The 25,254-nt window shown below is 70.0% G+C and carries 18 protein-coding genes and 2 pseudogenes; 14 read left to right on the top strand and 6 right to left on the bottom strand.

Annotated features, from left to right (window positions below; translation table 11 throughout):
* Positions 1 to 14 precede the first annotated feature (14 nt).
* The 7 genes from ACWD4G_RS39420 to ACWD4G_RS39390 all read left to right on the top strand — a co-directional run bounded on the left by ACWD4G_RS39420 (position 15) and on the right by ACWD4G_RS39390 (position 6,397).
* Positions 15 to 2,552, top strand: coding sequence for a sensor histidine kinase (locus ACWD4G_RS39420; protein WP_451302413.1), 2,538 nt, complete (start codon positions 15 to 17; stop codon positions 2,550 to 2,552).
* Positions 2,549 to 2,986, top strand: coding sequence for a roadblock/LC7 domain-containing protein (locus ACWD4G_RS39415; RefSeq protein ID WP_451302411.1), 438 nt, complete (start codon positions 2,549 to 2,551; stop codon positions 2,984 to 2,986). Before ACWD4G_RS39420 ends, ACWD4G_RS39415 begins: the two co-directional genes overlap by 4 nt.
* Positions 2,987 to 3,006: 20 nt before the next feature.
* The gene (locus ACWD4G_RS39410; RefSeq protein ID WP_451302409.1) at positions 3,007 to 3,477 is read left to right on the top strand and encodes a DUF742 domain-containing protein; all 471 of its coding nucleotides are present in this window, start codon (positions 3,007 to 3,009) and stop codon (positions 3,475 to 3,477) included.
* 207 nt (positions 3,478 to 3,684) lie between these two features.
* On the top strand, positions 3,685 to 4,290 hold the full coding sequence (locus tag ACWD4G_RS39405) for a GTP-binding protein (protein WP_451302407.1): 606 nt from the start codon (positions 3,685 to 3,687) through the stop codon (positions 4,288 to 4,290).
* A gap of 335 nt (positions 4,291 to 4,625) precedes the next feature.
* The gene (locus ACWD4G_RS39400; RefSeq protein ID WP_451302405.1) at positions 4,626 to 5,039 is read left to right on the top strand and encodes a roadblock/LC7 domain-containing protein; all 414 of its coding nucleotides are present in this window, start codon (positions 4,626 to 4,628) and stop codon (positions 5,037 to 5,039) included.
* A 138-nt stretch (positions 5,040 to 5,177) separates the two neighbouring features.
* The gene (locus tag ACWD4G_RS39395; protein WP_451302403.1) at positions 5,178 to 6,146 is read left to right on the top strand and encodes a DUF6397 family protein; all 969 of its coding nucleotides are present in this window, start codon (positions 5,178 to 5,180) and stop codon (positions 6,144 to 6,146) included.
* Positions 6,147 to 6,199: 53 nt separating this feature from the next.
* A complete protein-coding gene (locus ACWD4G_RS39390) occupies positions 6,200 to 6,397 on the top strand; it encodes a hypothetical protein (protein ID WP_451302401.1) in 198 nt (65 codons plus the stop codon).
* Positions 6,398 to 6,469: 72 nt separating this feature from the next.
* On the opposite strand, the gene ACWD4G_RS39385 is transcribed toward ACWD4G_RS39390, so the two are convergent.
* The gene (locus ACWD4G_RS39385) at positions 6,470 to 7,345 is read right to left on the bottom strand and encodes an acyl-CoA thioesterase (RefSeq protein WP_451302399.1); all 876 of its coding nucleotides are present in this window, start codon (positions 7,343 to 7,345) and stop codon (positions 6,470 to 6,472) included.
* 19 nt (positions 7,346 to 7,364) lie between these two features.
* Positions 7,365 to 9,878: a DEAD/DEAH box helicase gene (locus ACWD4G_RS39380; RefSeq protein WP_451302397.1), complete on the bottom strand. Its 2,514-nt coding sequence runs from the start codon at positions 9,876 to 9,878 to the stop codon at positions 7,365 to 7,367.
* Positions 9,879 to 10,044: 166 nt separating this feature from the next.
* Between ACWD4G_RS39380 and ACWD4G_RS39375 the strand changes: the two genes are divergently transcribed.
* Complete coding sequence (locus ACWD4G_RS39375) at positions 10,045 to 10,839, top strand: metal-dependent hydrolase (protein WP_451302395.1); 795 nt, start codon at positions 10,045 to 10,047, stop codon at positions 10,837 to 10,839.
* 113 nt (positions 10,840 to 10,952) lie between these two features.
* Here ACWD4G_RS39375 and ACWD4G_RS39370 read toward each other — a convergent pair whose 3' ends face one another.
* On the bottom strand, positions 10,953 to 11,423 hold the full coding sequence (locus ACWD4G_RS39370) for a DUF5709 domain-containing protein (protein ID WP_451302393.1): 471 nt from the start codon (positions 11,421 to 11,423) through the stop codon (positions 10,953 to 10,955).
* A gap of 541 nt (positions 11,424 to 11,964) precedes the next feature.
* Here ACWD4G_RS39370 and ACWD4G_RS39365 point away from each other — a divergent pair.
* Positions 11,965 to 12,965, top strand: a pseudogene (locus ACWD4G_RS39365) (NADP-dependent oxidoreductase).
* A gap of 154 nt (positions 12,966 to 13,119) precedes the next feature.
* On the opposite strand, the gene ACWD4G_RS39360 reads toward ACWD4G_RS39365, so the two are convergent.
* Together ACWD4G_RS39360 and ACWD4G_RS39355 are read right to left on the bottom strand one after the other, a co-directional pair.
* Positions 13,120 to 14,901 (bottom strand): ABC transporter ATP-binding protein, encoded by a 1,782-nt coding sequence (locus ACWD4G_RS39360; RefSeq protein WP_451302391.1) that lies wholly within the window; start codon positions 14,899 to 14,901, stop codon positions 13,120 to 13,122.
* A complete protein-coding gene (locus tag ACWD4G_RS39355) occupies positions 14,898 to 16,868 on the bottom strand; it encodes an ABC transporter transmembrane domain-containing protein (RefSeq protein ID WP_451302389.1) in 1,971 nt (656 codons plus the stop codon). Before ACWD4G_RS39355 ends, ACWD4G_RS39360 begins: the two co-directional genes overlap by 4 nt.
* Before the next feature lie 348 nt (positions 16,869 to 17,216).
* On the opposite strand from ACWD4G_RS39355, the gene ACWD4G_RS39350 reads away from it, so the two are divergent.
* From ACWD4G_RS39350 to ACWD4G_RS39340, 3 genes are all read left to right on the top strand, one after another.
* Positions 17,217 to 17,930, top strand: coding sequence for a hypothetical protein (locus ACWD4G_RS39350; RefSeq protein ID WP_451302453.1), 714 nt, complete (start codon positions 17,217 to 17,219; stop codon positions 17,928 to 17,930).
* 77 nt (positions 17,931 to 18,007) lie between these two features.
* Positions 18,008 to 19,702 carry a peptide-N4-asparagine amidase gene (locus ACWD4G_RS39345; RefSeq protein WP_451302387.1) on the top strand — a complete coding sequence of 565 codons (1,695 nt, stop codon included), beginning with the start codon at positions 18,008 to 18,010 and terminating at the stop codon, positions 19,700 to 19,702.
* A 145-nt stretch (positions 19,703 to 19,847) separates the two neighbouring features.
* Positions 19,848 to 21,233, top strand: a complete 1,386-nt coding sequence (locus ACWD4G_RS39340) for a cation:dicarboxylate symporter family transporter (protein WP_451302385.1) — start codon at positions 19,848 to 19,850, stop codon at positions 21,231 to 21,233.
* A 147-nt stretch (positions 21,234 to 21,380) separates the two neighbouring features.
* Here ACWD4G_RS39340 and ACWD4G_RS39335 read toward each other — a convergent pair whose 3' ends face one another.
* Positions 21,381 to 21,836, bottom strand: coding sequence for a MarR family winged helix-turn-helix transcriptional regulator (locus ACWD4G_RS39335; RefSeq protein WP_451302383.1), 456 nt, complete (start codon positions 21,834 to 21,836; stop codon positions 21,381 to 21,383).
* A gap of 95 nt (positions 21,837 to 21,931) precedes the next feature.
* Between ACWD4G_RS39335 and ACWD4G_RS39330 the strand changes: the two genes are divergently transcribed.
* Entirely contained in the window at positions 21,932 to 24,103 is a 2,172-nt protein-coding gene (locus ACWD4G_RS39330) for an ABC transporter ATP-binding protein (RefSeq protein ID WP_451302381.1), read from the top strand.
* A 43-nt stretch (positions 24,104 to 24,146) separates the two neighbouring features.
* A pseudogene (mltG, locus tag ACWD4G_RS39325) lies at positions 24,147 to 24,995 on the top strand (endolytic transglycosylase MltG); the annotation flags it as partial.
* Between the last annotated feature and the right edge of the window lie 259 nt (positions 24,996 to 25,254).

Here is a 25,254-nt window from a genome sequence, read left to right as displayed (position 1 = left end):
CGATCGAGGAGGCCATGCGTACACCCCGCAGGACCCCGACAGCCGGCGCAGAGGCGCCGCCCCAACCCGCGATACGGGGCCGCCGCGCCCACGCGGGACCTCCGGCCGAGGAACACCTCGCCCCTGACGGAACGAGGCCCGTACCGACAGGCGGTCCACCCACACGCGCGCGACGATGGCACATACGCCCCCGCACCGTCCGCGCCAAGATCGTCTGCCTGCTGATGGTGCCCGTGATCTCCCTGCTCGCCCTCTGGGCCCACGCCACCGTCACCACCGCCCAGGACATCGCGCGACTCCGCCAACTCCAGAACGTCGACGCCTCCGTACGCGCTCCGGTCGCCGAAGCCGTGGCCGCGCTCCAGGCTGAACGCGTCGCCGCCGTGCGCCATGCCACCAGGCCGTCCAGCGAGCATGAGAACGCGCTCGAAGATCTGGCGCGACGGACCGATCGTGCCGTCGCCGCACTGAGACTGGGCGACGGCCACACGATCGCCGACGGCATCGGTCTGCCCTCCGGAGTGGCCGAGCGGCTCTCCGCGTTCGTTGCCGGCGCCGAGCGGATGCGCGCGGTGCGGGCCTCGGTTCTCGACCACCGCACCGGATGGGTCGAGACGTACGAGCGGTACACCACGACCATCGCCGCGGCATTCGGCGTGGGCGGTGCGCTCACCGGCGTCCAGGACGGCGAAACGGGCTCCGACGCGCGCGTGCTGCTCGAATTCTCCCGCGCGGCCGAAGCCCTGGCCCAAGAGGACGCGCTCCTCGCCGGCGCCCATCTCGGAGGAACCCTCGACCGGGACCGACTGCGCCTGTTCACCGGCGCCGTCGACACCCGCCGCACCCTGACGGAGACAGCCGTCGCCGAGCTGCGCGGGCCCGAAGGCGAAGCCTGGCGGCAGTTCGCCGGAGCAAGCGCTTACACCGACCTCCGTGCGGTCGAGGACGACGTCCGTACGAGCCATGCCGGCTCCAGGGCGGCCGACGCGGTGCCCGAAGCCGTCTGGCAGTCGGTCCACGCGCGCGTGCAGGACGCCATGCTGGCCGTCGAGACCGACGCCCGCAGTGACGTCGCCGAACGGGCGGCCGGCCCTTTCGCCCGGGCCCTGCTCACCCCGGCCGGGGCGGCCGTGCTCCTGGGGTTCGCCGCCGTCGTCGCCTCACTCGTCATCTCCGTACGCATCGGACGCGGCCTGGTCGTCGAGCTGGTGAGCCTGCGCAACGACGCCCTGGAGATCGCCCGCCGCAAACTCCCTGAGGCCATGCGGAAACTGAGGGCCGGAGAGGACATCGACGTCGAAACCGAGGCGCCGCCAGGACCATCCGCCGAGGACGAGACCGGCCAAGTCGCCGAGGCCCTGGGCACGGTGCACCGGGCCGCCCTCCGCGCGGCGGCCGAGCGCGCCGAACTGGCAGGGGGCATCTCCGGGGTCTTCGTCAACCTCGCCCGACGCAGCCAGGTCCTCGTCCACCGCCAACTGAGTCTGCTCGACAGCATGGAACGCCGGTCCGAGGACCCGGACGAACTCAGCGACCTCTTCCGACTCGACCACCTCACCACCCGGATGCGCCGCCACGCGGAGAGCCTGATCATCCTCTCCGGAGCCGCTCCCGGCCGCGCCTGGCGCAAGCCGGTCTCCCTGACGAACGTGATCCGCGCGGCCGTCTCCGAGATCGAGGACTACGCGCGCGTGGAGGTACGACAACTCCCGGAGGCGCAGATCGTCGGCGCGGCCGTCGCCGACCTCACCCACCTCCTCGCCGAACTCGTCGAGAACGCCGCCCAGTTCTCCCCGCCTCACACGCGCGTGCGTGTCACCGGGGAACCGGTGGGCAACGGATACGCCGTCGAGATCGAGGACCGGGGGCTCGGCATGGGCAGGGAGACCCTGGCCGGGGCCAACCGCAGGATCACGCAGTCCGAGGCCCTCGACCTGTTCGACAGCGACCGCCTCGGCCTGTTCGTGGTGAGCAGACTCGCCTCCCGGCACGGCATCAAGGTCCATCTGCGGACCTCGCCCTACGGCGGCACCACAGCGGTCGTACTCCTGCCGACCGCTCTGCTGCACAGCGGGATGACGGAACGTTCCCCCGAGGCCGTCGCCGAAGCCGAGCAGCCCGAGGAACGCGAGTACGTGCGCGTGCCCGCAGCCGCGCACCACGAGCCCGTCGAACGGACTGCCGACCGGCCCGCACTGGTGGCTCCCGTGGCTGCCGCCGACCGGACGCCCGCCGAGAGTCCATCCGAACCGCCACCGCGCGGCGTCACCACCCTGCGACCGCACCATCCGCAGGACCCCGAGAGCACCGATGAACTGCCACGCCGCGTACGGCAGGCGCACCTCGCTCCCCAACTGCGCGAGCAGGCCGCCCCGCGACCGGACCCGTCGGCCGGCCCTCGAACCGACGACGAACGCACCCCCGAACTCGTACGGGACCGCATGACGGCCTACCGCGACGGCTGGACGCGAGGCGGCGGAAGGACACCCGGCCCAGGCGCCGCCCTCAGCCCGGCCGTGGGCAGCGACAGCAGCGAAGGAGACCCCGCATGATCCACGACCCGACCACCATGGCCACCGGACGCTCCGGCGAACTCGACTGGCTGCTGGACGACTTGGTGCTCCGTGCGCACGAGGTACGGCACGCCGTGGTGCTGTCGAACGACGGGCTCGCGGTCGGCGCCTCCAGCGACCTCAGGCGCGAGGACGCCGAGCATCTCGCCGCCGTGGCCTCGGGGTTCCACAGCCTGGCCAAGGGAGCGGGCCGTCACTTCGACGCCGGCGGTGTGCGCCAGACCATGGTGGAGATGGACGACGGCTTCCTGTTCGTGGCCGCCGCGGGGGACGGTTCCTGTCTCGCGGTGCTCACCGCCGTCACAGCCGACATCGGGCTGGTGGGGTATGAGATGGCCCGGTTGGTGAAGCGCGTCGGTGAGCACCTCTACACGCCGCCCCGCGCGGGCGCACGTCCTCCCGCCGCCGGATGAACCGGGGACGGACCGTGCTCATGACCGAGGACAGCGCGGACACTCCGCACCGGCCGCCGGACAGCCAGTGGTACGACAACGACGCCGGACCGCTCGTCCGCCCCTACGCGATGACCGGCGGCCGCACCAAACCCGGTCCGAGCGGTGTCCGCTTCGATCTGATCGCCCTGGTGTCCCTCGCCGTCAGCGCACCCGGCGCACCCGGCGCACTGGGCGCACTGGGCGCACTGGGCGCACTGAGCGCACTGAGCGCGGCTGACGACGGCCTGCTGGGCCCGGAACACCGGGCGCTCGTCGAACTGTGCCGTAGCGAGACCCAATCGGTCGCCGAACTCGCCGCAGGTGCGGATCTGCCCCTCGGCGTCGTCCGCGTACTCCTCGGGGACCTCCTGGAGATGGGTCTCGTCACCGTCAGCCGACCCGTCCCGCCCGCCCAGCTCCCGGACGAACGGATTCTGCGCGAGGTGATCGAGGGACTGCGGGCGTTGTGAAGGACGGAGGGCGCTGTGGATGAACAACCACATGGGTCCGTCCCGTACGGACTTGTGCGTCCAACCGGGCACCGAACGTGCACAAGACGGTCGATGCCATGAATTTGCGGTCCAACACCGCGTCGTCGGACAGCAGTTGCCATGATGCTCACTCCGCACAGTTGTACCGACACCGACCGTGACAGACTCTCCCGAGAGAAGTGATCGATGGTCTCCGAACACACCGAAGTGACAGACGGCGACACGGGCGCCCTGGCATTGAAGATCCTCGTCGCCGGTGGATTCGGCGTGGGCAAGACCACCCTGGTGGGCGCCGTCAGCGAGATCAGGCCGCTGCGCACCGAGGAACTCCTGAGCGAGGCGGGTCAGTCGGTGGACGACACCGACGGGGTGGACCAGAAGGTCACCACCACCGTGGCCATGGACTTCGGCCGTATCACCATCCGGTCCGGGCTGTCCCTCTATCTGTTCGGCACACCGGGACAGGACCGGTTCTGGTTCCTGTGGGACGAATTGGCGCAAGGCGCGTTAGGGGCCGTCGTCCTCGCGGACACCAGGCGTCTGCAGGACTGCTTCCCGGCGGTGGACTACTTCGAGCACCGGCACATACCGTTCGTGGTCGCCGTCAACTGCTTCGCGGGAGCCCGCTCGTACGGCGCACAGGACGTGTCCCGCGCACTGGACCTGGACCAGGGCACCCCCGTGGTGCTCTGCGACGCCCGCGACCGCGACTCCGGCAAGGAGGTGCTGATACGCCTCGTCGAGTACGCCGGCCGCATGCACACCGCCCGTCTGCTCGACTCCGTGGGCTGAACGGCGAGGCGGTCTGGGGCGGCCCGACACGCCGAGCATGTGCGTCCCGGCCGTCACTGGCCGGATTCCCTCCCTTGACGCAGCCCACGTTCGTACCCACGAACATGGAATCGACGTTCGACGGTAACGGGATGAGCGGGACTTGGAACGGTCCTCAGGGCGAACGGATGCTCGAATCGCGGGTGTGGGCGACGTGCGAGACGAAGGTCGGCCAATCCTTGTCGGTCAACTTCCTTGCCGTGTCCCCATCCTGCTTGCTCCGGCGACAGCGGTGGGGAAGGCTGAATCGTCCGATCCTCTTTGCCGGGGGAACGACACAACGGGGAGTACGAACGATGGCGCAGAACGCGGGACTCGGTTGGTTGCTGGACGACTTGACCGAGCGCGTGGAACCGATACGGCACGCACTGGTGCTGTCCAATGACGGGCTGGTGACGGAGGCGAGCACGGGTCTGCGGCGCGAGGACGCCGAACATCTCGCCGCGGTCTCCTCGGGTCTGCACAGCCTCGCCAAGGGCTCGGGACGCCATTTCCGCGCCGGTGATGTACGCCAGACGATGATCGAGTTCGACGACGCGCTGCTCTTCGTCACCGCGGCAGGCTCCGGCAGCTGTCTGTGCGTGCTCAGCGCCGCGGATTCCGACATCGGTCAGATCGCCTACGAGATGACCCTGCTCGTGAACCGGGTCGGAGAACATCTCGGAGTGGACGCCCGACAACCCGAGCACTCGGCCGCGACCGATCGCTGACCTGCGCTTTCTCCGGAGTGTGCGGAGTTATCCACAGGCCCGCCACGACTTCCGGCGAAACGGCTACGGTTTTTCCCGAGGCGAGCGCGAGACGGCGCCGTCACAGCACCGCATGACATCGCACGGGGGAGAACCACCATGTCCGGCAACACCATCACGCGACCCGCTGACACCACCACTGCCGCCCCACCCACTTCGCCGATCATCGCCCCGGCACCGGCGGGGCCGCTCGTCCGCCCGCTGGCCCAGAGCCGCGCCGCACGCGAACTGGGGCTCAAACGCGGCGAGTTGGACCTCGCTGTACAGCTCGGATGTGTACGAACGGTCCTCGACGAGGGGGGAGGGGACCGTCGTGTCGCACGGGCGGAGATCGATCGGCTCCGGGCCGAGGAGGGATTCCCGGAAGCGTTGCGGCAACGGGTCGCGACCGTGGGCACCAAGGCCGCCGCCGAGATCCTGGGTGTGACGACGCCACGCTTCGGACGCATCGCCCGGCTGGGACTCGTCACACCGGTCAAATTCTACTTGAACCGCTATCGCGCCGTCGTCTGGCTGTATCTGGCGGAGGAGGTACGGCAGTTCGCGTCCGACGATGCCAACGCGACCTGGTTGACGGGCCGTACCCCGGAGGAGGCGCGCGAGCGGCTGGAGGCGGGCCTCGATCTGCGCGCCCGGAACTGGCGGGGACGCCAACTGGGGTTCCTGCTGCGGCAGGCCGACGACCCCTGGGCGCGGGCCGCCGCCCCGGCCTCGTTCCTCGATCCGGTCCAAGTGGCGGAGATCGTCCAGGACCCCTACGAGCGGGCCCACTTGAACCGCCACCGGCCGGCACGCTTCGACCAGGGTGCCCCCGACTCACCGGCGGCCCTGCGTACCACGGAGATCATGACGGCGGACGACCCCGACGAGATCGCCTGGCTGCGCGCGGACCTCCGGCAGTCCCTCGCCGAGGCCCGAGCACACCGCCTCGCACCGAGGCCCCGCCGCAAACTGCCGCCGCATCCGCCCGCCAACGACACAAGGCGCCCCGCGCAACGGCCGACTCCGACCACGGGCCCCGAGAAGCGACAAGGCGTCCTCGGCTGGCTGAGGCGCAGACGACCCTGAGAGCTCTCCGCCTCGACCTGCCCGGATGATGTGCCGGACGTAGATTCGGACGCATGGAGGAGATGCCGGAGCGCATCGACCCCTCGATGGACCGGGCGGTCGCCGCGCTGCTGCTGGGGTGCCTGCCCAAGGAGGTCGGGTTCTGTCCTCGCTGCCGAGGCCTGACCCACCGCTATGGGCCCGGGGCCCAGATCCTGTGCCCGGCCTGCCGCGCGGCCGATGCCGACTCCGCCGAGGAATCGTCCGACTGATGGTCTGATCAGTTGATCGGCTGCGGAGCCTCGGGCCCTGCCCGCGCGCGCCGGGCGGTGTGCGACTGTCGGTCAGGCGCCGAGTTTGCGGAACAGGCCCTCCTGGACGACCGAGACGAGGAGGCGTCCCTCCAGGTCGTAGATGCGGCCCCGGGCCAGGCCCCGGCCCCCCACCGCGATCGGGGACTCCTGGTCGTACAGGAACCACTCGTCGGTGCGGAACGGGCGGTGGAACCACATGGCGTGGTCCAGCGACGCCATATCGAAGCCCCGAGGCCCCCACAGGGGCTCGACGGGGATACGGACGGCGTCGAGGAGGGTCATGTCACTGGCGTAGGTGAGGGCGCAGGTGTGGACCAGCGGGTCGTCGCCCAGCGGGCCCACCGCCCGCATCCACACCGCGCTGCGCGGCTCTGCGTTCTCGATCTCCTCGGGGGTCCAGCGCAGCCGGTCGACGTACCGGATGTCGAAGGGCTGACGCCGGGCCATGCGCTCCAACTGTTCGGGGAGCGTGCCGAGATGCTCCGTGATCTCCTGCGTCACCGTCGGCAGGGACTCGGGGTCCGGCACCTCACGCGCCGGCGGTAGCTGGTGCTCGAAGCTCCCCACCTCAGGCTGATGAAAGGAGGCGGTCAGATTGAAGATCGTGCGGCCCTGCTGCACGGCGGTGACCCGCCGTGTGGTGAACGAGCGCCCGTCGCGGACCCGCTCGACCTGGTACACGATCGGCACGCCCGGGCGGCCCGGGCGCAGGAAGTACGCGTGCAGTGAGTGCACCGGCCGGTCGCCCTCGGTGGTGCGCCCGGCGGCGACCAGTGCCTGCCCGGCCACCTGGCCGCCGAAGACCCGCTGCAGGGACTCGTGCGGGCTGCGCCCGCGGAAGATGTTGACCTCGATCTGCTCCAGGTCGAGCAGATCGACGAGCCGTTCGGCGGGGTTGGTGGTCATGTGGTGGCCTCTCCTGTGCTCACAGCTGGCCGACGTCGGTGACCTTGACGACGGCTCGGCCCTCGGCGTCGGAGGCCGCGAGGTCGATCTCCGCGCTGATGCCCCAGTCATGATCGCCGTTAGGGTCGGCGAAGGTCTGGCGGACGCGCCACAGACCATTCTGCGGCTCCTCCTCGATCATCAGCAGCCGGGGGCCACGGGCGTCCGGGCCGGTGCCCAGCTCCTCGTACTCGTCCCAGTACTTGTCCATCGCCTCGCCCCATCGGTCGGCGTCCCAGCCGGACTCGGCGTCCATCTCGCCCAGCTCGTCCACCTGGTCGAGGGCGGCCAGTTCGACACGGCGGAACATGGCGTTGCGGACGAGGACACGGAAGGCGCGTGCGTTGGAGGTGACCGGCCTGACCTGGTCGGCCTTCTCCTGGGCCTCCTCGGCGGTCATCTCCTCCGGGTTGGCGAGCTGCTCCCACTCGTCGAGGAGGCTGGAGTCGACCTGGCGCACCATCTCGCCGAGCCAGGCGATCAGATCCTCCAGATCGTCGGACTTCAGGTCGTCGGGGACGGTGTGGTCGAGGGCCTTGTAGGCGCCGGCCAGGTAGCGCAGCACGATGCCCTCGGTGCGGGCCAGCTCGTAGAAGGACACCAACTCCGTGAAGGACAGCGCCCGTTCGTACATGTCCCGGATCACGGACTTCGGCGACAGCGGATGGTCGCCGACCCAGGGGTGGCTCTTGCGGTACGTGTTGTACGCGTGGAAGAGCAACTCCTCCAGCGGCTTGGGGTAGGTGACGTCCTGGAGCCGCTCCATGCGCTCCTCGTACTCGACGCCGTCCGACTTCATCGCCGCCACGGCCTCACCGCGCGCCTTGTTCTGCTGGGCGACCAGGATCTGACGAGGGTCGTCCAGCGTGGACTCGACGACGGAGACCATGTCCAGGGCGTACGACGGCGATTCCGGGTCGAGCAGTTCGAACGCGGCCAGCGCAAATGTGGACAGGGGCTGGTTGAGGGCGAAGTCCTGCTGGAGGTCGACCGTCAGGCGGACGATACGGCCCTCCGCGTCCGGCTGGTCCAGCTTCTCGACGATGCCGCCGTCGAGGAGCGAGCGGTAGATCGCGATGGCACGGCGGATGTGCCGCACCTGCTGCTTGCGCGGCTCGTGGTTGTCCTCCAGCAGCCGTCGCATCGCCTCGAAGGCGTTGCCCGGCCGGGCGATCACCGACAGCAGCATCGTGTGGGTCACCCGGAAACGGGAGGTCAGCGGCTCCGGCTCGGAGGCGATGAGCTTCTCGAAGGTATTCTCCGTCCAGCCGACGAACCCCTCGGGCGCCTTCTTCCGCACCACCTTGCGACGCTTCTTCGGGTCGTCGCCCGCCTTGGCCAGCGCCTTCTCGTTCTCGATGACGTGCTCGGGCGCCTGTGCGACGACGAAGCCGGCCGTGTCGAAGCCCGCCCTGCCGGCGCGGCCCGCGATCTGATGGAACTCACGGGCGCGCAACGTCCGCACCCGGCTGCCGTCGTACTTCGTCAGAGCGGTGAACAGCACCGTACGAATGGGGACGTTGACGCCGACGCCGAGCGTGTCCGTGCCGCAGATGACCTTCAGCAGACCGGCCTGGGCCAGTTTCTCTACCAGACGCCGGTACTTGGGGAGCATGCCGGCGTGATGCACACCGATGCCGTGCCGTACGTAACGGGAGAGATTGCGGCCGAACTTGGTGGTGAAGCGGAAGTTGCCGATCAGCTCGGCGATCTGGTCCTTCTCCTCCCGCGTACACATGTTGATGCTCATCAGCGCCTGCGCCCGCTCCACGGCTTGCGCCTGCGTGAAGTGCACGATGTAGACGGGGGCTTGTTTGGTGGCGAGCAGTTCGGTGAGCGTCTCCGTCAGCGGGGTCAGCACGTACTCGTACGACAGCGGTACCGGGCGGGTCGCCGAGCGGACCACGGCGGTGGGGCGGCCGGTACGCCGGGTCAGGTCCTTCTCGAACATCGAGACATCGCCGAGCGTCGCCGACATCAGGATGAACTGCGCCTGCGGCAGCTCCAGGATCGGAATCTGCCAGGCCCAGCCGCGATCGGCCTCCGCGTAGAAGTGGAACTCGTCCATGACGACCTGGCCGACGTCGGCGTCCTTGCCGTCGCGCAGCGCGATGGACGCCAGCACCTCGGCGGTGCAGCAGATGACGGGCGCGTCGGAGTTCACCGACGCGTCGCCGGTGAGCATGCCGACGTTCTCGGTGCCGAAGATCTTGCACAGCTCGAAGAACTTCTCCGAGACCAGCGCCTTGATGGGGGCCGTGTAGAAGGTGACCTCGTCACGGGCGAGGGCGGCGAAGTGCGCGCCCGCCGCGATCATGCTCTTGCCGGAGCCGGTGGGCGTCGACACGATCACGTTCGCGCCGGAGACCACCTCGATGAGCGCCTCCTCCTGATGCGGATAGAAGGTGAGACCGCGTTCCTGGGCCCACGACTCGAAGGCTTCGTAGAGGGCGTCGGGGTCGGCGGTCCGCGGCAGCTGATCGATGAGGGTCACGCACCCATCTTGCCTGTCTCCGCACCCGATGGGGGAATCGGCTGCGGAAGGGAAGATCGCGAACGCTACGCTGTGGCGCCGACAAGGCGTCGGCGCACTACGACAACTGGACAGCGCCACAGGGCAACTGGACAGTGGCACACAGGGAATGGGGCGGGGCACGGCCATGATGGGACCAGCACACTCACTGTCCGGGGCCGCGGCCTGGCTCGGAGTGGGGGCGGCGGCAGCCGCCGCCGGACACACGATGCCCTGGCCGGTCCTCCTCGCCGGCGCACTGATCTGCGCGGGCGCCGCACTCGCCCCCGACCTGGACCACAAGGCGGCCACGATCTCGCGATCCTTCGGCCCGGTCTCCCGCTGGGTGTGCGAGATCGTCGACAAGCTCTCGTACGCCGTCTACAAGAGCACCAAGAAGCAGGGCGACCCGCGTCGCTCCGGTGGGCACCGCACGCTCACCCACACCTGGCTGTGGGCGGTGATGCTGGGCGGCGGCGCCTCCGTGATCGCGATCGTCGGTGGCCGCTGGGCGGTGCTGGCCATCCTGTTCGTGCACATGGTGCTGGCGATCGAAGGACTGCTGTGGCGGGCGGCACGCGGTTCGAGCAGCGATGTGCTGGTGTGGCTGCTGGCCGCGACCAGTGCGTGGATCATCGCGGGGGTCCTGGACAAGCCGGGCAACGGGTCGGACTGGCTGTTCACCGACCCCGGCCAGGAGTACCTGTGGCTCGGGCTGCCGATCCTCCTCGGCGCGCTGGTCCACGACATCGGGGACGCCTTGACCGTGTCGGGCTGCCCGATCCTGTGGCCGATACCCATCGGACGCAAGCGCTGGTACCCGTTGGGGCCGCCGAAGGCGATGCGGTTCCGGGCCGGCAGCTGGGTGGAGCTGAGGGTGCTGATGCCGGTGTTCATGGTGCTGGGGGGAGTGGGAGCCGCGGCGGCACTGAACGTCATCTGAGGAGAGGGCCACATCGGGCGGCCCGCCACGGACGACGGACCGGGCACAACGCCCCGCCCTCCCTGCCGGGCCGGATCTCGTCCCACCGGCTCGGCCTGCGGTTCTGGGCCTGCTCAGCCCGACGGTGTCTCCTCGTCGACGATGTGCATCGCGGCCTCCTCGGCGGAGGCGGCGGCGCCGTCGATGCCCACGTCGGTGGCGATCAGCCCGCTCTCCTCGTCCTCGTGCGCGCCCTCGTCGGGGGCGACGAGACGGCCGGAGCGCAGGTCACCCACCTCGTTGTCGAGGACTTCCCCGTCGGTGTCCTGGGAATCGCCGATGCCGTCGCCGTCGGGGTACGCGATGTCCGGAAGCTCCTCGGCGAGCCGCTGGTCCAGGGTCTCGCCCCGGAGGCGCTCCGTGGCGGTGACCCCGTTGTGCTCCACCGCCCAGGGCCGCTCCGGTGGCGACCAGCCCCGGTCGAGCGGGTCGGCGACACCATCGGCGACCAGGGTGTCCTCGGCGTCCAGCAGTCCCGCGTCGTCCTGGATCTCGGATGCGTCAGGCTGGTAGACGTCGTCTCCCCATCCGCCGGCTCTCTCCACGGGTACCTCCAGTGGTGGGACGGGCCCGGCGCCACCGCTGAGAAGCGACGGGCGCGCGGACCGCTGGGCAACGGCCCGAACCCCGCGAACCGGGTGGTTCACGGGCGTCCCCCGATTCAATGCCCACCACCAGCCTTCCACTCGGCTTCACCCCCGCGCAACGGCAGGACCGACACCGCAGCGCGTCGCCGACTCCGGAGCAGATCGGCGACACTGGGAGGCCGAGCCGGAGCGGCCGGCTCGGGCTGCCGCCGGCCGGGCGACCGGGATGGTCAGACGATGGCCGGCCTTCGGCGGTATGGACGGCATGGACATTACCGGCCGCGCCGCAGGGCCGGTGACCAGGGCCTGATTCGGGCCGATGCCGGCGGAGGCCGTCACGAGGGGAGATGCAGGTCCCTCCTACCGAGCCTCCTGCCGGGCGTGTGCCTCGGGGTGGCTCGATGCGGCGGTCGCTCGATCCGTGTCTTCTGGATCGGTGATCCGGATAACCGGATCGCTGATCCGTTCAGCGTATCCTTCGCCGGGGCAGGAGAAGACGATGCCGACACGCACGATGAGGGCGATCCGGTTACATGAGCACGGCGGCCCGAGGTGCTGCGTTACGACGAGGTGCCGATTCCCGAGCCGGGGCCGGGTGAGGTGCTCGTTCGGGTTCACGCGGTCGGCGTTAACCCTCCCGACTGGTACCTGCGCGATGGGCTGAGCAATCTGCTTCCGGAGACGAGGCTGAGTTTCAGCCTGCCCGTGATTCCGGGGACGGACCTGTCCGGCGTCGTCGAGGCGGACGTGGAGGGCCTGTCCGTCGGCGATGAGGTCTTCGGTCTCGTTCGCTTCCCCAGCTTCGACGGCAGCGCATACGCCGAGTACGTGGCCGCGCCCGCGTCGGACTTCGCACGCAAGCCGGCCGGCATCGGCCATGTCCACGCCGCCGGGGCGCCCATGGCCGGGCTGACTGCATGGCAGTTCCTGATCGAACTAGGACACGATCACCCTTCGCCCTTCCAGGCGGCGCGACATCGCCCGATGGCACTGGGCACCGACACGACGGTGCTCGTCAACGGCGCCGCGGGCGGTGTGGGGCACTTCGCGCTACAGCTCGCGAAATGGAAGGGCGCACAGGTCGTCGCGGTGGCGTCGGGCGCCCATGAACCGTTCCTGCGCGAGCTGGGCGCCGACCGGTTCATCGACTACACCAGCGGTCGCCCCGAGGAACTCGTGCACGACATCGACCTCGTTCTCGACACCGTCGGAGGCCCCGATAGCGGTCGCTTCCTGCGCACACTCAAACGCGGCGGGCCCTTGTACCCGGTGTTCTTCGGTGACTACGACGACGAAGAGACCACGAGGCTGGGCGTCACCGTCTCGGGCACCGAGGTCCGCTCGAACGGCGTGCAGCTCGCCGAACTGGGGCGCCTGCTCGAATCGGGCACGGTTCGCGTGGCGATCGACAGCACGTTCCCGCTCGCGGACGCCCGGGCGGCGCACGAACGCGCCGCCCGAGGACATATCCAAGGCAAGATCGTGCTCACGGTCCCCTAGCAAAGGCCGCGTTACCTCTGGCCTACGAACCGAGCGGCCCCGTTCGCTCGGCCCTGTTCGCTGGGCCCTGTTCCCTCGGCTGCGTTCGCGAGGCTCGGCCCTGCTCGTGGCAGGAGATCGCCGCACGATCGCATTCCGGCGCTTGCCACTCTTCTCAGCCGTGCCACGACCTCCACAGCGCCGCATACGCCCCGTCGGCCTCGACCAGTTGGTCGTGACTGCCCAGTTCGGTGATGTGGCCGTTCTCGACGACGGCGATCACGTCGGCGTCGTGGGCGGTGTGGAGGCGGTGGGCGATGGCGACAACGGTGCGGCCGTCCAGGACGCGGGCGAGGGAACGTTCCAGATGGCGGGCCGCGCGGGGGTCGAGGAGCGAGGTCGCCTCGTCCAGGACCAGGGTGTGCGGGTCGGCGAGGACCAGCCGGGCCAGCGCGATCTGCTGGGCCTGCGCCGGGGTGAGCGCCAGCCCACCGGAGCCGACCTCGGTGTCCAGGCCGTCGTCCAGCGCCCGCGCCCAGCCGTCGGCGTCGACCGCGCCGAGCGCCGCCCACAGCTCGGCGTCCTCGGCACCCGTACGGGCGAGGAGGAGGTTGTCGCGCAGGGAGCCCACGAAGACGTGGTGCTCCTGGTTGACGAGGGCCACATGGGAGCGGACGTCCTCGGCGGGCATCCGGGACAGCTCGGCGCCGCCCAGGGTGATCCGGCCGTCCCGGGGCGCGTAGATCCCGGCGAGCAGCCTGCCCAGGGTCGACTTGCCCGCGCCGGACGGTCCGACCAGGGCCAACCGGGTGCCGGGGGCGACCTCCAGGGACACCTTGCGCAGCACGTCGACGCCCTCGCGGTATCCGAAGTGCACCCGGTCGGCGTGGACCCGCCGCCCGTCGGGGACCACGGTGGGATCGCCCGCCTCCGGTTCGATGTCCCGGACCCCGACGAGGCGGGCCAGCGACACCTCGGCGACCTGCAACTCGTCGTACCAGCGCAGGATCAGGTTCACCGGATCGACGAGCAGCTGCGCGATGAGGGCGCCCGTGGTCAGCTGGCCGAGGTCGATCCAGTCCTGGAGGACGAACACACCGCCGATGATCAGGACCGAGCCGAGGACCATGGTGTGGGTGAGGCTGATGACCGGGAAGAGCACCGATCGCAGCCACATGGTGTACCGCTCCCACGCGGTCCACTCACGGATGCGCCGGTTGGACAGTTCGATGCGGCGGGCGCCGAGGCGGTGGGCCTCGATGGTGCGCCCGGCGTCGACGGTCTCCGCGAGCACGGCCGCGACGGCGGCGAGCCCGGCGGACTCCGAGCGGTACGCGGATGGCGCCCGCTTGAAGTACCAGCGGCAGATCGCCACCAGCATCGGTACGGCCAGCAGCACGGCGAGCGCCAGCGGGGGTGCCGTCACGGCGAGACCGCCGAGCAGCAGACATACCCACACCACACCGATCGCCAACTGCGGCACGGCCTCGCGCATCGCGTTGGCGAGGCGGTCGATGTCGGTGGTGATCCGGGACAGCAGATCACCCGTCCCGGCCCGCTCCAGGACACCCGGTGGCAGTCCGACCGACCTGACGAGGAAGTCCTCGCGCAGATCGGCCAGCATCCGCTCGCCGAGCATGGCGCCGCGCAGTCGCACCTCGCGTACGAATACGGCCTGGAGGGCCAGGGCGACGACGAACGCCGCGACGGTGAGCTCCAGATGGAGTTCTCGGGCGCCGTCGGAGACCTTCTCGACGAGTTCGCCCAGGAGGTAGGGGCCGACCATCGAGGCCACGACGGCGATCGTGTTGACGCTGATGAGCAGGACGAACGCCCGGCGGTGCCTGCGGAACAGTTCGGCCACGTAGGCGCGTACGGTCGCGGGGGCGCCCACGGGCAGGGTTTTCGCCGTGGTCGGGGCGGCCGGGTCGTACGCCGGTGGCGCCACGCCGATCATGCGGTCTCCTCGATCTCTTCCAGTTCGTCCAGCACTTCGCTGAGCTTGGTCTTGCCCGCCTTGCCCGCCTTGCCCGCCTTGCCCGCCTTGCCCGCCGTGGCGGACCTGTCGGTCTTCTCGACCCTCCCGGTCCTCTCGGCCCTGTCGTTCCCGCGCCGACCGCTCGGCACGGCGTCCAAGGTGCCCACGGCGTCCTCGTCGGTCTCGCGGGTGACGACCGCCCGGTACCGGGGCTCCTTGTGGACCAGTTCGCGGTGCACGCCGACCGCCGCGACCTCGCCGTCATGGACCAGCACGACCCGCTCGGCCAGGTCCAGTAGCAGGGGCGAGGACGTGAACACGACGGTCGTACGGCCGGCCCTCAGCGTGCGGACGCCCTTGGCGATCCTGGCCTCGGTGTGGGAGTCGACTGCGGACGTCGGCTCGTCGAGGACCAGCACCTCCGGGTCGGTGAACAGGGAGCGGGCCAGCGCGAGCCGCTGGCGCTGGCCCCCGGACAGGGAACGGCCGCGCTCGGTGATCCGCGCGTCCATCGAGTCCTCGGTGCCGAGCGAACCCTGCGCCAGCGCCTCCAGCACATCACCGCACTGCGCGGCGGCCAGCGCGTCCTCGGCCGTGACGCCGCCGGACGCGGGCACGTCGAGGAGTTCGCGCAGGGTGCCGGAGAGCAGCACCGGGTCCTTGTCCTGGACGAGGACGGCCGTACGGGAGGAGTCGAGCGGGAGTTCGTCGAGCGGTACACCGCCGAGGAGCACCGATGCGCCCGTCTCCGACGAGGCGTCCCCCGCGCCCGCCTCCGACGAGGCGTCCTCGGAGGCGTGGCCCCCCAGCCGCTCCGCGAGCCGCCCTGCCGCGTCGGGGTCGCCGCACACCACTGCCGTGAGACACCCGGCGGGAGCGAGCAGCCCGGTCGCCGGGTCGTACAGATCGCCGGAGGGCACGACGGCCTCGCGGGAACCCTCGGTGTCCGTGGGCCGTTCCAAGGACAGCACTCGGGCGGCGCGTTTGGCGGAGGGACGGGAGAAGGAGTACGCCATGGCGATCTCCTCGAAGTGCCGCAGCGGATACGCCAGCAGCATCACCGCGCTGTACACGGTGACGAGTTCACCGACGGTGATCCGGCCCTCCCGGGCCAGCCCGACGCCGTACCAGACGACCGCGATCATCAGCAGCCCCGGCAGCAGCACCTGGATGCCGGAGATGAGGGCCCACATCCGGGCGCTGCGCACGGCGGCGTGGCGGACTTCCTGCGAGGCGCTGCGGTAGCGGTCGAGGAAGAGGTCCTCGCCGCCGATGCCGCGCAGCACACGCAGTCCGGCGACGGTGTCGGAGGCCAGCTCGGTGGCGCGGCCCGCCTTCTCGCGCTGGAAGTCGGCGCGACGGGTGGCGCGGGGCAGCAGCGGCAGCACGGCGAGCGCGAGGACGGGTACGCCGACGGAGACGACGATGCCGAGGGCGGGCTGGTAGACGACCAACGAGACACAGACCAGCACCACGGTGATCGCCGCCGCCGTGAATCGGGAGACGGCCTCCACGAACCAGCCGATCTTCTCGACGTCCCCCGTGGACACGGCCACGACCTCACCGGCCGCCACCCGACGTGTCAGTGCCGAGCCCAGATGGGCCGTCTTGCGGGACAGCAGTTGCTGGACGCGGGCGGCGGCGGTGATCCAGTTGGTGACCGCCGCCCGGTGCAGGAAGGTGTCGCCGAGCGCGATGGCGAGACCGCACAGCACCAGCAGTACGCCCGCGACGGCCAGTTCGGAACCCGAGCGGTCCACGACCGCCTCCAGGGCGAAGCCGACACAGAACGGCAGCCCGGCCACGGATGTGAAGTGCAACAGCCCCCACGCCAACGACTTGAACTGTCCGCCGATCTGATTCCGGCCGAGCCACCACAGGAATCGGGGCCCCGAGCGCGCGTCCGGCACACCCGGGTCTTGATACGGAAGGTCTTGAATCTGCATGACGTCCCAGCGGCTCGTGTGAGGGGAGAGGGGATAAGAGGCGCAAAAAGGGCGTAAATGCCCAGCGGTCGGCCCGTGAAAGGTTCGCGCCACGGGGTGGTCGGAAGCAAACGATTTTTCGGCGCCGGGCAAAGTTTCGGCCTGGACTGCCCCTGTGGGGCCGGGTTACGGGGGTGATGGCCGTGTTCGTCCGGGGCGCGGTGCGAGGATGGACCGATGCGAATAGGCGGTACGACACGCGGGCGAACCGGCGGTACGGGCGACCTGGCGGATGTGAGGAGCACGCGGGGTGCGAGAGGCGTCCGGCGCACTCCGGCCGCCGCCGTGCTGGTCTGCGGCGCGCTGGTGATGTCCATGGCGGCGTGCGGCGCTTCGAGCGACTCGGGCGGCAGCGGCACAGGCACAGGCACCGGCAAAGCGACTGAATCCGGGACCGGCTCCGGTGGCGGGACCGAGCGTGCCGAGGCGCAGACCGTCGACCCGACCCGCATCCCGGACGTCGGTGACCGTCTCCAGAAGCAGATCCCCGCCGCCTCCCGCCAGGTCGTGGCCGTCTACGGCGAGGGAAAGGACGACGCCGACTCCACGATCGTCCTCTACACCAAGAGCGGTTCCACCTGGAAGAAGACCCGCGGCTGGCAGGGGCACAACGGCAAGAAGGGCTGGACCACCGACCATCACGAGGGCGACAAGCGCAGCCCGGTAGGGGTGTTCACGCTCAGCGACGCGGGCGGTGTCCTCGCCGACCCGGGCGCGAAGCTGCCGTACAGCCGTTCGGCGGCGTTCCAGGCCCCGCACTACTGGGCCAAGTCGCACTGGCACGACTTCGACTACGTCATCGCCATCGACTACAACCGCGTCAAGGGCACGTCGCCCATCGACCCGACGCGCCCCGAGGGGCAGTCCAAGGGCGGCAGCATCTGGTTGCACATGGACCACGGCAGCGGCACCTCGGCCTGCGTCAGTTTGTCCAAATCGGGCATGGAGTATCTGTTGCGCACCCTCGACCCCGCGAAGCACCCGGTGATCGTGATGGGTGACAAGGCGGAGTTGAAGGCCTGAGTCGCCGTCCACCTCCGGTCGTCGAAGTGGCCGGAGGTGTCATTGCGGTGGGCGCAGACTCCCCGTAGAACTCCGCCATGAGAACCCGGATCATCATGTCCATGCTCACCGGAGCGACCCTCCTGGCGAGCACCCTCCTCGGGGCCACCCCCGCCCAATCAGCCGACAGCGCCTCCCGTTCCACCGACGGCACCCCCCAATCCACCGGCGCCGAGCGCCAGTCCACCGATGCCCCGCGTCAATCCGTCGACGTCCCGGCGGAGTTCGGCACCGACTGGCACGACCCGATCACCGCCGCCCCGCCTGTCATCGGGCCCCAGAACGCCAAGTCCTGTGAAGTGACGGTCGCCGAGGCGCAGTTCAAGGACTTCACGCCGTACAAGGGGACTTACGCGCCCCCGGCCGACTGCGGCACGAGGTGGAGCAAGGTCGTCCTGCGGCTCGACGGCAAGGTGAAGGGGCGTCAGTACGACCGCCTCGGCCATCTGCACATCGGCGGCGTGGAGGTCCTCCGCACGTCGACACCGCAGCCCTCGCCCGACGGCATCGAGTGGTCGGTCGAGAAGGACATCACGCGCTACAGCGACACCCTGCGCACGGCCCAGCCCGTGGAGATGCTGATCGGCAACGTTGTCGACGACACCTACACCGGCATCCTCGACGTCAAGGTCACATTGACGTTCTACAAGGGCGAGCCCGACGCGCGGACCGCGAAGGACACCCCCGACCGCGTCCTCACGCTCCAGGACGGCACCACCCTCACCACCCCGCGCAACAGCGAACGCGTCGTCGCCGAGGTGTACGCGACCGGGTCGGGCGGCGGCTGCGAGGAGTACTGGTACATGACGGTGCCCGAGGAGGCGCCGTACTCCTGCAAGGCGGATGTCGGGCCCTACCGTGAAGTGCGGATCGAGGTCGACGGGCAGCCGGCCGGAATCGCCGCCCCGTTCCCGACCGTGTGGACCGGCGGCTGGTCCAACCCCTTCCTCTGGTACGTGATCCCCGGCCCGCGCGCCTTCGACATCCAGCCCATCCGCTATGACCTCACCCCCTTCGCCGGGCTCCTCAACGACGGCCGCCCGCATCGCGTCGAGGTGAAGGTCGTCGGCGTCCCCGCGGGGCAGACCGGCTGGAGCACCCCGGTCAACGTCCTCGTCTGGCAGGACGAGAAGAGCGAGCACGTCACCGGCGCGCTCACCGAGGTCCGGGCCGGCGACCTCGCCAACTCCTCCACGTACACACCCGGTACGGAGCACCGCCTCGACACGGAGGGCGGCCATCGGCTGACGGTCGCCGGATACGTCGACACCTCGCACGGCCGGGTGGCCACCACCGTCCGCCGGGTCCTCACCAACACCTCCGTGCACACCTGGTCGGACGGCGAGAACCCCGATGCGCTGCACGCCACTTGGGGCGACGACGAGACGGTCACCGTCGACGGACGCGGACCGGCCAGGACCACGCGCACCCAGCGGTCGTACACGATGGACGGAACGACCACGCTCGGCGCCGGCGATCGGCTGCGCACCGTTCTGACGCTCGGTGACCGGGCCTCGACCAGTGAGACGCACGGCGGTCGGCGCGTCGCATGGTCCCGGCTCGACGACACCTACACCGGCGACGCCACCTACACCGCGTTCGTCCCGCGTGATCAGCGGCATGCCGTCGGGACGACGAGTGAGCGCTACCAGCTGTACGGGTCGGGTGGCTGTTACGACCGCTCGCTGGTCTCCGTACAGGGTGTGGTGACGGAGGACCGCCGGAGCTGTTGAGGTTCCATGTGTGCGCTGTGACAACAGTTCGATGATTTACATCCCGGAAACACGGCGGTCTTCCCTGCGAGCGACAACTCCCCGATAGTGATCGGCGCGGAAGCACTTTTCCGCATGCCAGAAAGTACCTTTCGGAGGAGTGCCCGTGCCGCAGTCCGTACCGTCCCTGCCGCGACGCGTCGCACGCATGCTGCGTACCTCATTGTTCGCACAAGTCGCCGTTGCCCTTGTGCTCGGAATCGTCGTCGGAAGGTTGTGGCCCGACACGGCCACGACCTTCCAGCCGCTCGGCGACGGTTTCATCCGCCTCATCAAGACGGTGATCTCACCGCTCGTGTTCTGCGTGGTCGTCGTCGGCATCGCCAAGGCCGGAAATCTCAAGGCGTTCGGCCGGATCGGGCTCAAGGCGCTGATCTGGTTCGAGGTCGCCTCGACTGCCGCGCTGCTCATCGGTCTGATCGGCGCCAACCTCTTCGCCCCCGGCTCGGGCATGAACGTCGACCCGTCCAAGCTCGACGCCTCGGCCGTCGACGCCAAGACCGCCGGTGGCTCGCTGCCGACGACCAGCGAGTTCATCCTGAACGCGCTGCCGCAGAGCGCGATCGGCGCGTTCGCCGAGAACTCGCTGCTCCAGGTGCTGGTGCTCGCCTGCCTCACCGGCGCCGCCCTGCTCCACCTCGGCCACACCAAGGTGCCCAAGATCCTGCCCGCCATCGAGCAGGCCCAGGAGGTCATCTTCGCGATCGTCGGCTTCGTGATGAGGCTGGCCCCGCTCGCCGTGTTCGGCGCGATGGTCCACCTGGTCGGCGAGTACGGCCTCGGCGTCATGAAGACGTACGGCAAGCTCATCGTCCTCTGCTACGCCGTGGCCGCCGCCTTCCTCGTGCTGCTCGCCGTCGCGCTGAAGCTGGTGACCGGGCTGAGCCTGTGGAAGTTCGTCCGCTACACCCGCGAGGAGATGCTGCTGGCGCTGGGCACCGCCTCCAGCGAGAGCGTCATGCCTCGCATGATGCAGAAGCTGCGCCAGGCCGGCGCTCGCGACGACGCCGTGGGGCTGGTGCTGCCCACCGGGTACTCGTTCAACCTCGATGGCGCCTCCATCTATCTCTCCATCGGCACCCTGTTCATCGCCCAGGCCGTGGGCGTGGACCTCAGCCTCAGCCAGCAGATCACCGTCATCCTGGTGCTGATGCTGACCAGCAAGGGCATGGCCGGTGTGCCCGGTTCCGCCTTCCTCGCCCTGTCGGCCACGGCCGCCTCGCTCGGTGCCATCCCCGCCGGTGCCGTCGCCCTCCTCCTGGGCGTCGACCGGATCATGGACTCCATGCGCGTCGTCACCAACCTCCTCGGCAACTGCGTCGCCGTCTTCGCGGTGTCGAAGTGGGAGGGCGCCCTGGACAGCGACCGGGCGAAGAAGATGCTCGACGGGGAACTGCAGTTCGTGGAGGAAGAGGAAGAGGAGAGTGACGGGGAGGCCACCGAGGAGCAGGTGAAGGGCAAGAGCAAGGAGCCTGTCGCCGAGGTCGGTTGACCGAGGTCGGTCGACCGTCCTCCGGTCGAGTCGTCCGAAGGGCGCAGGGAGGGCCCGTCGCGGGTTTCCGCGACGGGCCCTTTGCGCGCACCCGGCGGGCGCCGCGCCGGGCCGATGACCCGGTCGGGAACCTCATGGGCCACCGGCTCAGCAGCGCGACTCCACTCCCGGCCCTCCGTCGATCAATGTGTTGAGCAGGCCGCCCAACACCCCCCGCTGCTCGTCCGACAGCGGCGCCAGGATCTCCTCCGCCGCCGAGCGCCGCGCATGGCGCAGCTCCCTCAGCACCTCCCGGCCCGCGTCCGTGACCTCGATGCGGATCACCCGGCGGTTGGTGGGGTCGGGCACCCGCCGGACCCGGCCGCTCGCCTCCAGGCCGTCGACCAGTGTCGTCACCGCACGCGGCACGACCTCCAGACGGGCGGCGAGATCGGCCATGCGCGGCGGCGACGCGTAGCCCGCGACGGTACGCAGCAGCCGGGACTGGGCCGGTGTGATCTCCACGCCGCTCTGCTGGAGATGGCGCTTCTGGATGCGGTGCACACGGCGGGTCAGCCGCAGCAACTGCTCGGCGAGCAGGCCGTCGGCGTCGGGGGTGGTCATGTCGGGAACAATATCAGGACCTTGTGCATTGTGAGTATAGGTAACAATGAGCTATGCTCCGTACGACCGCTTCGTCTCACCTCTCGAAGGAGCCCATGCATCCCGACGACCGACCCGCCTGGACCCCCGGGCGCACCGACGCGGACCAGCCGCAGCCACCGCGCCAGGTCCGCCGCATCCTGTCCCTCTTCCGCCCCTATCGAGGCCGGCTCGCCCTCGTCGGTCTGCTGGTCGGCGCCGCGTCGCTGGTCTCGGTGGCGACCCCCTTCCTGCTGAAGGAGATCCTCGACACCGCGATCCCCGAGGGCCGCACCGGACTGCTCAGCCTCCTCGCGCTCGGCATGATCCTCAGCGCGGTGCTCACCAGCGTCTTCGGCGTCCTGCAGACGCTGATCTCCACGACAGTCGGCCAGCGCGTCATGCACGATCTGCGCACCGCCGTCTACGGCCGGCTGCAGCGCATGTCGCTCGCGTTCTTCACCCGGACCCGCACGGGCGAGGTCCAGTCCCGGATCGCCAACGACATCGGCGGTATGCAGGCGACCGTCACCTCCACGGCCACCTCCCTGGTCTCCAACCTCACCGGAGTGGTTGCCACCCTCGTCGCCATGGTCGCCCTCGACTGGAGGCTCACCGTGGTGTCGCTGATCCTGCTGCCCCTGTTCGTCTGGATAAGCCGCCGCGTGGGGAACGAACGGAAGAAGATCACCACCGAGCGCCAGAAGCAGATGGCCGCGATGGCCGCCACGGTCACCGAGTCGCTCTCCGTGAGCGGTATCCTCCTCGGCCGCACGATGGGCCGCGCCGACTCACTCACCAAGTCCTTCGCCGAAGAGTCCGAGGGCCTCGTCGACCTGGAGGTCCGGTCGAACATGGCGGGACGCTGGCGCATGGCGATCATCACCATCGTCATGGCCGCGATGCCCGCCTTCATCTACTGGACGGCCGGTATAGCGCTCCAACTCGGCGGTCCGTCCGTCTCGGTCGGCACGCTCGTCGCCTTCGTCTCGCTCCAGCAGGGCCTGTTCCGGCCCGCCGTGAGCCTGCTCTCCACCGGCGTCCAGATCCAGAGCTCGCTCGCCCTCTTCCAGCGCATCTTCGAGTACCTCGACCTCCCCATCGACATCACCGAGCGTGAGAACCCGGTCCACCTCGACCGGGTCAAGGGCGAAGTCCGCTTCGAGGCCGTCGAGTTCCGGTACGAGGCCGCCGACGACGCCAAGGGCGTCGGCGCGGGCACCGGGGGAGGCGACGGCAAGAACGCGGACCTCGCAGGCGGCGGCAAGGGTGCGGACGTCCCGGTCGGCGGAGTCGGCGGAGCCGACCGCGAAGGCACTGGCGCGCAGGGCGGCGTCAAGGGCGAGGGCGGCCCGATCCTCGACGGCATCGACCTCACCGTCCCCGCCGGCACCAGCCTCGCCGTGGTGGGCCCCACCGGCGCCGGCAAGTCCACCCTCGGCGCCCTGGTGCCGAGGCTCTACGACGTCACGGGCGGCCGGGTCACCCTCGACGGGGTCGACGTACGCGACCTGGACTTCGACACGCTGGCCCGCGCGGTCGGAGTGGTCTCCCAGGAGACGTACCTCTTCCACGCCACGGTCGCCGAGAACCTGCGCTTCGCGAAGCCCGACGCAACCGACGAGGAACTGCACGCGGCGGCCCGCGCGGCCCAGATCCACGACCACATCGCGTCCCTGCCCGACGGCTACGACACGGTCGTCGGCGAACGCGGCTACCGCTTCTCCGGCGGTGAGAAACAGCGCCTCGCCATCGCCCGCACCATCCTGCGCGACCCGCCCGTCCTCATCCTCGACGAGGCGACCAGCGCCCTGGACACCCGGACCGAGCACGCCGTGCAGGAGGCCATCGACGCGCTCTCCGCCAACCGCACCACCCTCACCATCGCCCACCGCCTCTCCACGATCCGGAACGCCGACCAGATCGTCGTCCTCGACACCGGTCGCGCGGTCGAGCGGGGCACCCACGAGGAACTGCTGGAGCGCAACGGCAAGTACGCGGCCCTGGTCAGACGGGACGCCCAACTGGAGCCGGGGGTGAACTCGGAGAGGGGAGCGGGGACCGAACCGGGACCGACTTCGAAGGAGGACGCGGAATCGGAACCGGGGTCCGCTTCGAAGGGGAACGCCGGAGCGGAAGCGAGGCGGGGCTCGGCGGGGGCGGGGGCGGGAGGCTCGGAGGCGAAGCCGGCGCTCGCCCGGAATGCGGCGGCGCGGTCCAGGGTGCGGCCGATGGAGTCGACTAGATGAAGATATGTCGGGTTTGACGTGATATGCGGGTTACCGTGCCCGCATGCAGATGAACACTCCGCCACGGAGCACGATTCGACTGACGCGTCGGGGACGGGCCGCCCTCATCGCGACCGGAGCCGTCGTGGCGGCCACCGCCGTGGCGGTGCCGCTGCTGAGCCTGCAGAGCGGTGACGGCCGGTCCGAGCGTCCCGCCACCCTGGTGATCCCGGAGGGCTGGCGTGCCACCCAGGTCTACGAGGCCGTCGACAAGGCCCTCGATCTGCCCGAGGGGGGCACCGAAAAGTCCCTGGCCAAGGCCCGGTTGACCCTCCCGGCGGACGCCGAGGGCAACCCCGAGGGCTATCTCTTCCCGGCGACGTACCCGCTGGGCGAGAAGGCCACCCCCGAGGATCTGCTGACGGCCATGGTGGAGACCGCGAACAGGAGGTTCGGCATCGGCCAGGTCACCGCCGGGGCCCAGCGCAACGCGATGAACGTCTATCAGGCCGTCACCATCGCGAGCATCGTCCAGGCCGAGGCAGCCACCAAGGAGGACATGGGCCGGGTGGCCCGGGTCGTCCTCAACCGGCTGGAGCGCGGTATGCCGCTGCAGATGGACTCCACGCTCAACTACGCCCTGAACCGCTCCACGCTGGACACCAGCGTCGCCGACACGAAGATCAAGAGCCCCTACAACTCGTACCAGCGCATGGGGCTGCCGCCCACCCCGATCTCCAACCCGGGTGAGGAGGCGATGCGCGCCGCGGTCAATCCGGCCCCGGGCGGCTGGCTGTACTTCGTCACGGTCAAGCCCGGTGACACCCGCTTCACGGCGGACTACGAGGAACACCTGCGCAACGTCGCCGAGTTCAACCAGAGCAGGAAGGGCCGGCCGTCGTCGACGGCGTCGAAGACCAGGTCTCCGGGGTCACCAACGGCGTCGGCGTCTCCAGCGGCATCGGTTTCTCCCACGAGTCAGGCGTCCCCGACGCCGGCTTCTCGCGCGACGTCGTCGTCTCGCACGACGCCGGACTCACCCGCGAGATCGGCTTCTCCCACGACGCGGGCTTCATCGACGCCCGCTTCTCCCGCGGCGCCCACGTCTCCGGCGACGCCCGCGACTCCGGCCTCCCCCGCACAGGTCACCGGCTGAGAACCGAGACCCCGGC

Source organism: Streptomyces sp. NPDC002643 (genome assembly GCF_053592555.1).
This window is presented reverse-complemented; position numbering and strand designations above follow the sequence as displayed.

What these genes read in the sequence shown, in the direction of transcription:
- ACWD4G_RS39420 (WP_451302413.1), top strand. Translation starts at nt 15, where the DNA reads ATGCGTACACCCCGCAGGACCCCGACAGCCGGCGCAGAGGCGCCGCCC.
- ACWD4G_RS39410 (WP_451302409.1), top strand. Translation starts at nt 3,007, where the DNA reads ATGACCGAGGACAGCGCGGACACTCCGCACCGGCCGCCGGACAGCCAG.
- ACWD4G_RS39335 (WP_451302383.1), bottom strand. Translation starts at nt 21,836, where the DNA reads ATGACCACCCCCGACGCCGACGGCCTGCTCGCCGAGCAGTTGCTGCGG.
- ACWD4G_RS39405 (WP_451302407.1), top strand. Translation starts at nt 3,685, where the DNA reads ATGGTCTCCGAACACACCGAAGTGACAGACGGCGACACGGGCGCCCTG.
- ACWD4G_RS39390 (WP_451302401.1), top strand. Translation starts at nt 6,200, where the DNA reads ATGGAGGAGATGCCGGAGCGCATCGACCCCTCGATGGACCGGGCGGTC.
- ACWD4G_RS39355 (WP_451302389.1), bottom strand. Translation starts at nt 16,868, where the DNA reads ATGCAGATTCAAGACCTTCCGTATCAAGACCCGGGTGTGCCGGACGCG.
- ACWD4G_RS39415 (WP_451302411.1), top strand. Translation starts at nt 2,549, where the DNA reads ATGATCCACGACCCGACCACCATGGCCACCGGACGCTCCGGCGAACTC.
- ACWD4G_RS39400 (WP_451302405.1), top strand. Translation starts at nt 4,626, where the DNA reads ATGGCGCAGAACGCGGGACTCGGTTGGTTGCTGGACGACTTGACCGAG.
- ACWD4G_RS39375 (WP_451302395.1), top strand. Translation starts at nt 10,045, where the DNA reads ATGATGGGACCAGCACACTCACTGTCCGGGGCCGCGGCCTGGCTCGGA.
- ACWD4G_RS39350 (WP_451302453.1), top strand. Translation starts at nt 17,217, where the DNA reads ATGTCCATGGCGGCGTGCGGCGCTTCGAGCGACTCGGGCGGCAGCGGC.
- ACWD4G_RS39330 (WP_451302381.1), top strand. Translation starts at nt 21,932, where the DNA reads ATGCATCCCGACGACCGACCCGCCTGGACCCCCGGGCGCACCGACGCG.
- ACWD4G_RS39345 (WP_451302387.1), top strand. Translation starts at nt 18,008, where the DNA reads ATGAGAACCCGGATCATCATGTCCATGCTCACCGGAGCGACCCTCCTG.
- ACWD4G_RS39395 (WP_451302403.1), top strand. Translation starts at nt 5,178, where the DNA reads ATGTCCGGCAACACCATCACGCGACCCGCTGACACCACCACTGCCGCC.
- ACWD4G_RS39385 (WP_451302399.1), bottom strand. Translation starts at nt 7,345, where the DNA reads ATGACCACCAACCCCGCCGAACGGCTCGTCGATCTGCTCGACCTGGAG.
- ACWD4G_RS39360 (WP_451302391.1), bottom strand. Translation starts at nt 14,901, where the DNA reads ATGATCGGCGTGGCGCCACCGGCGTACGACCCGGCCGCCCCGACCACG.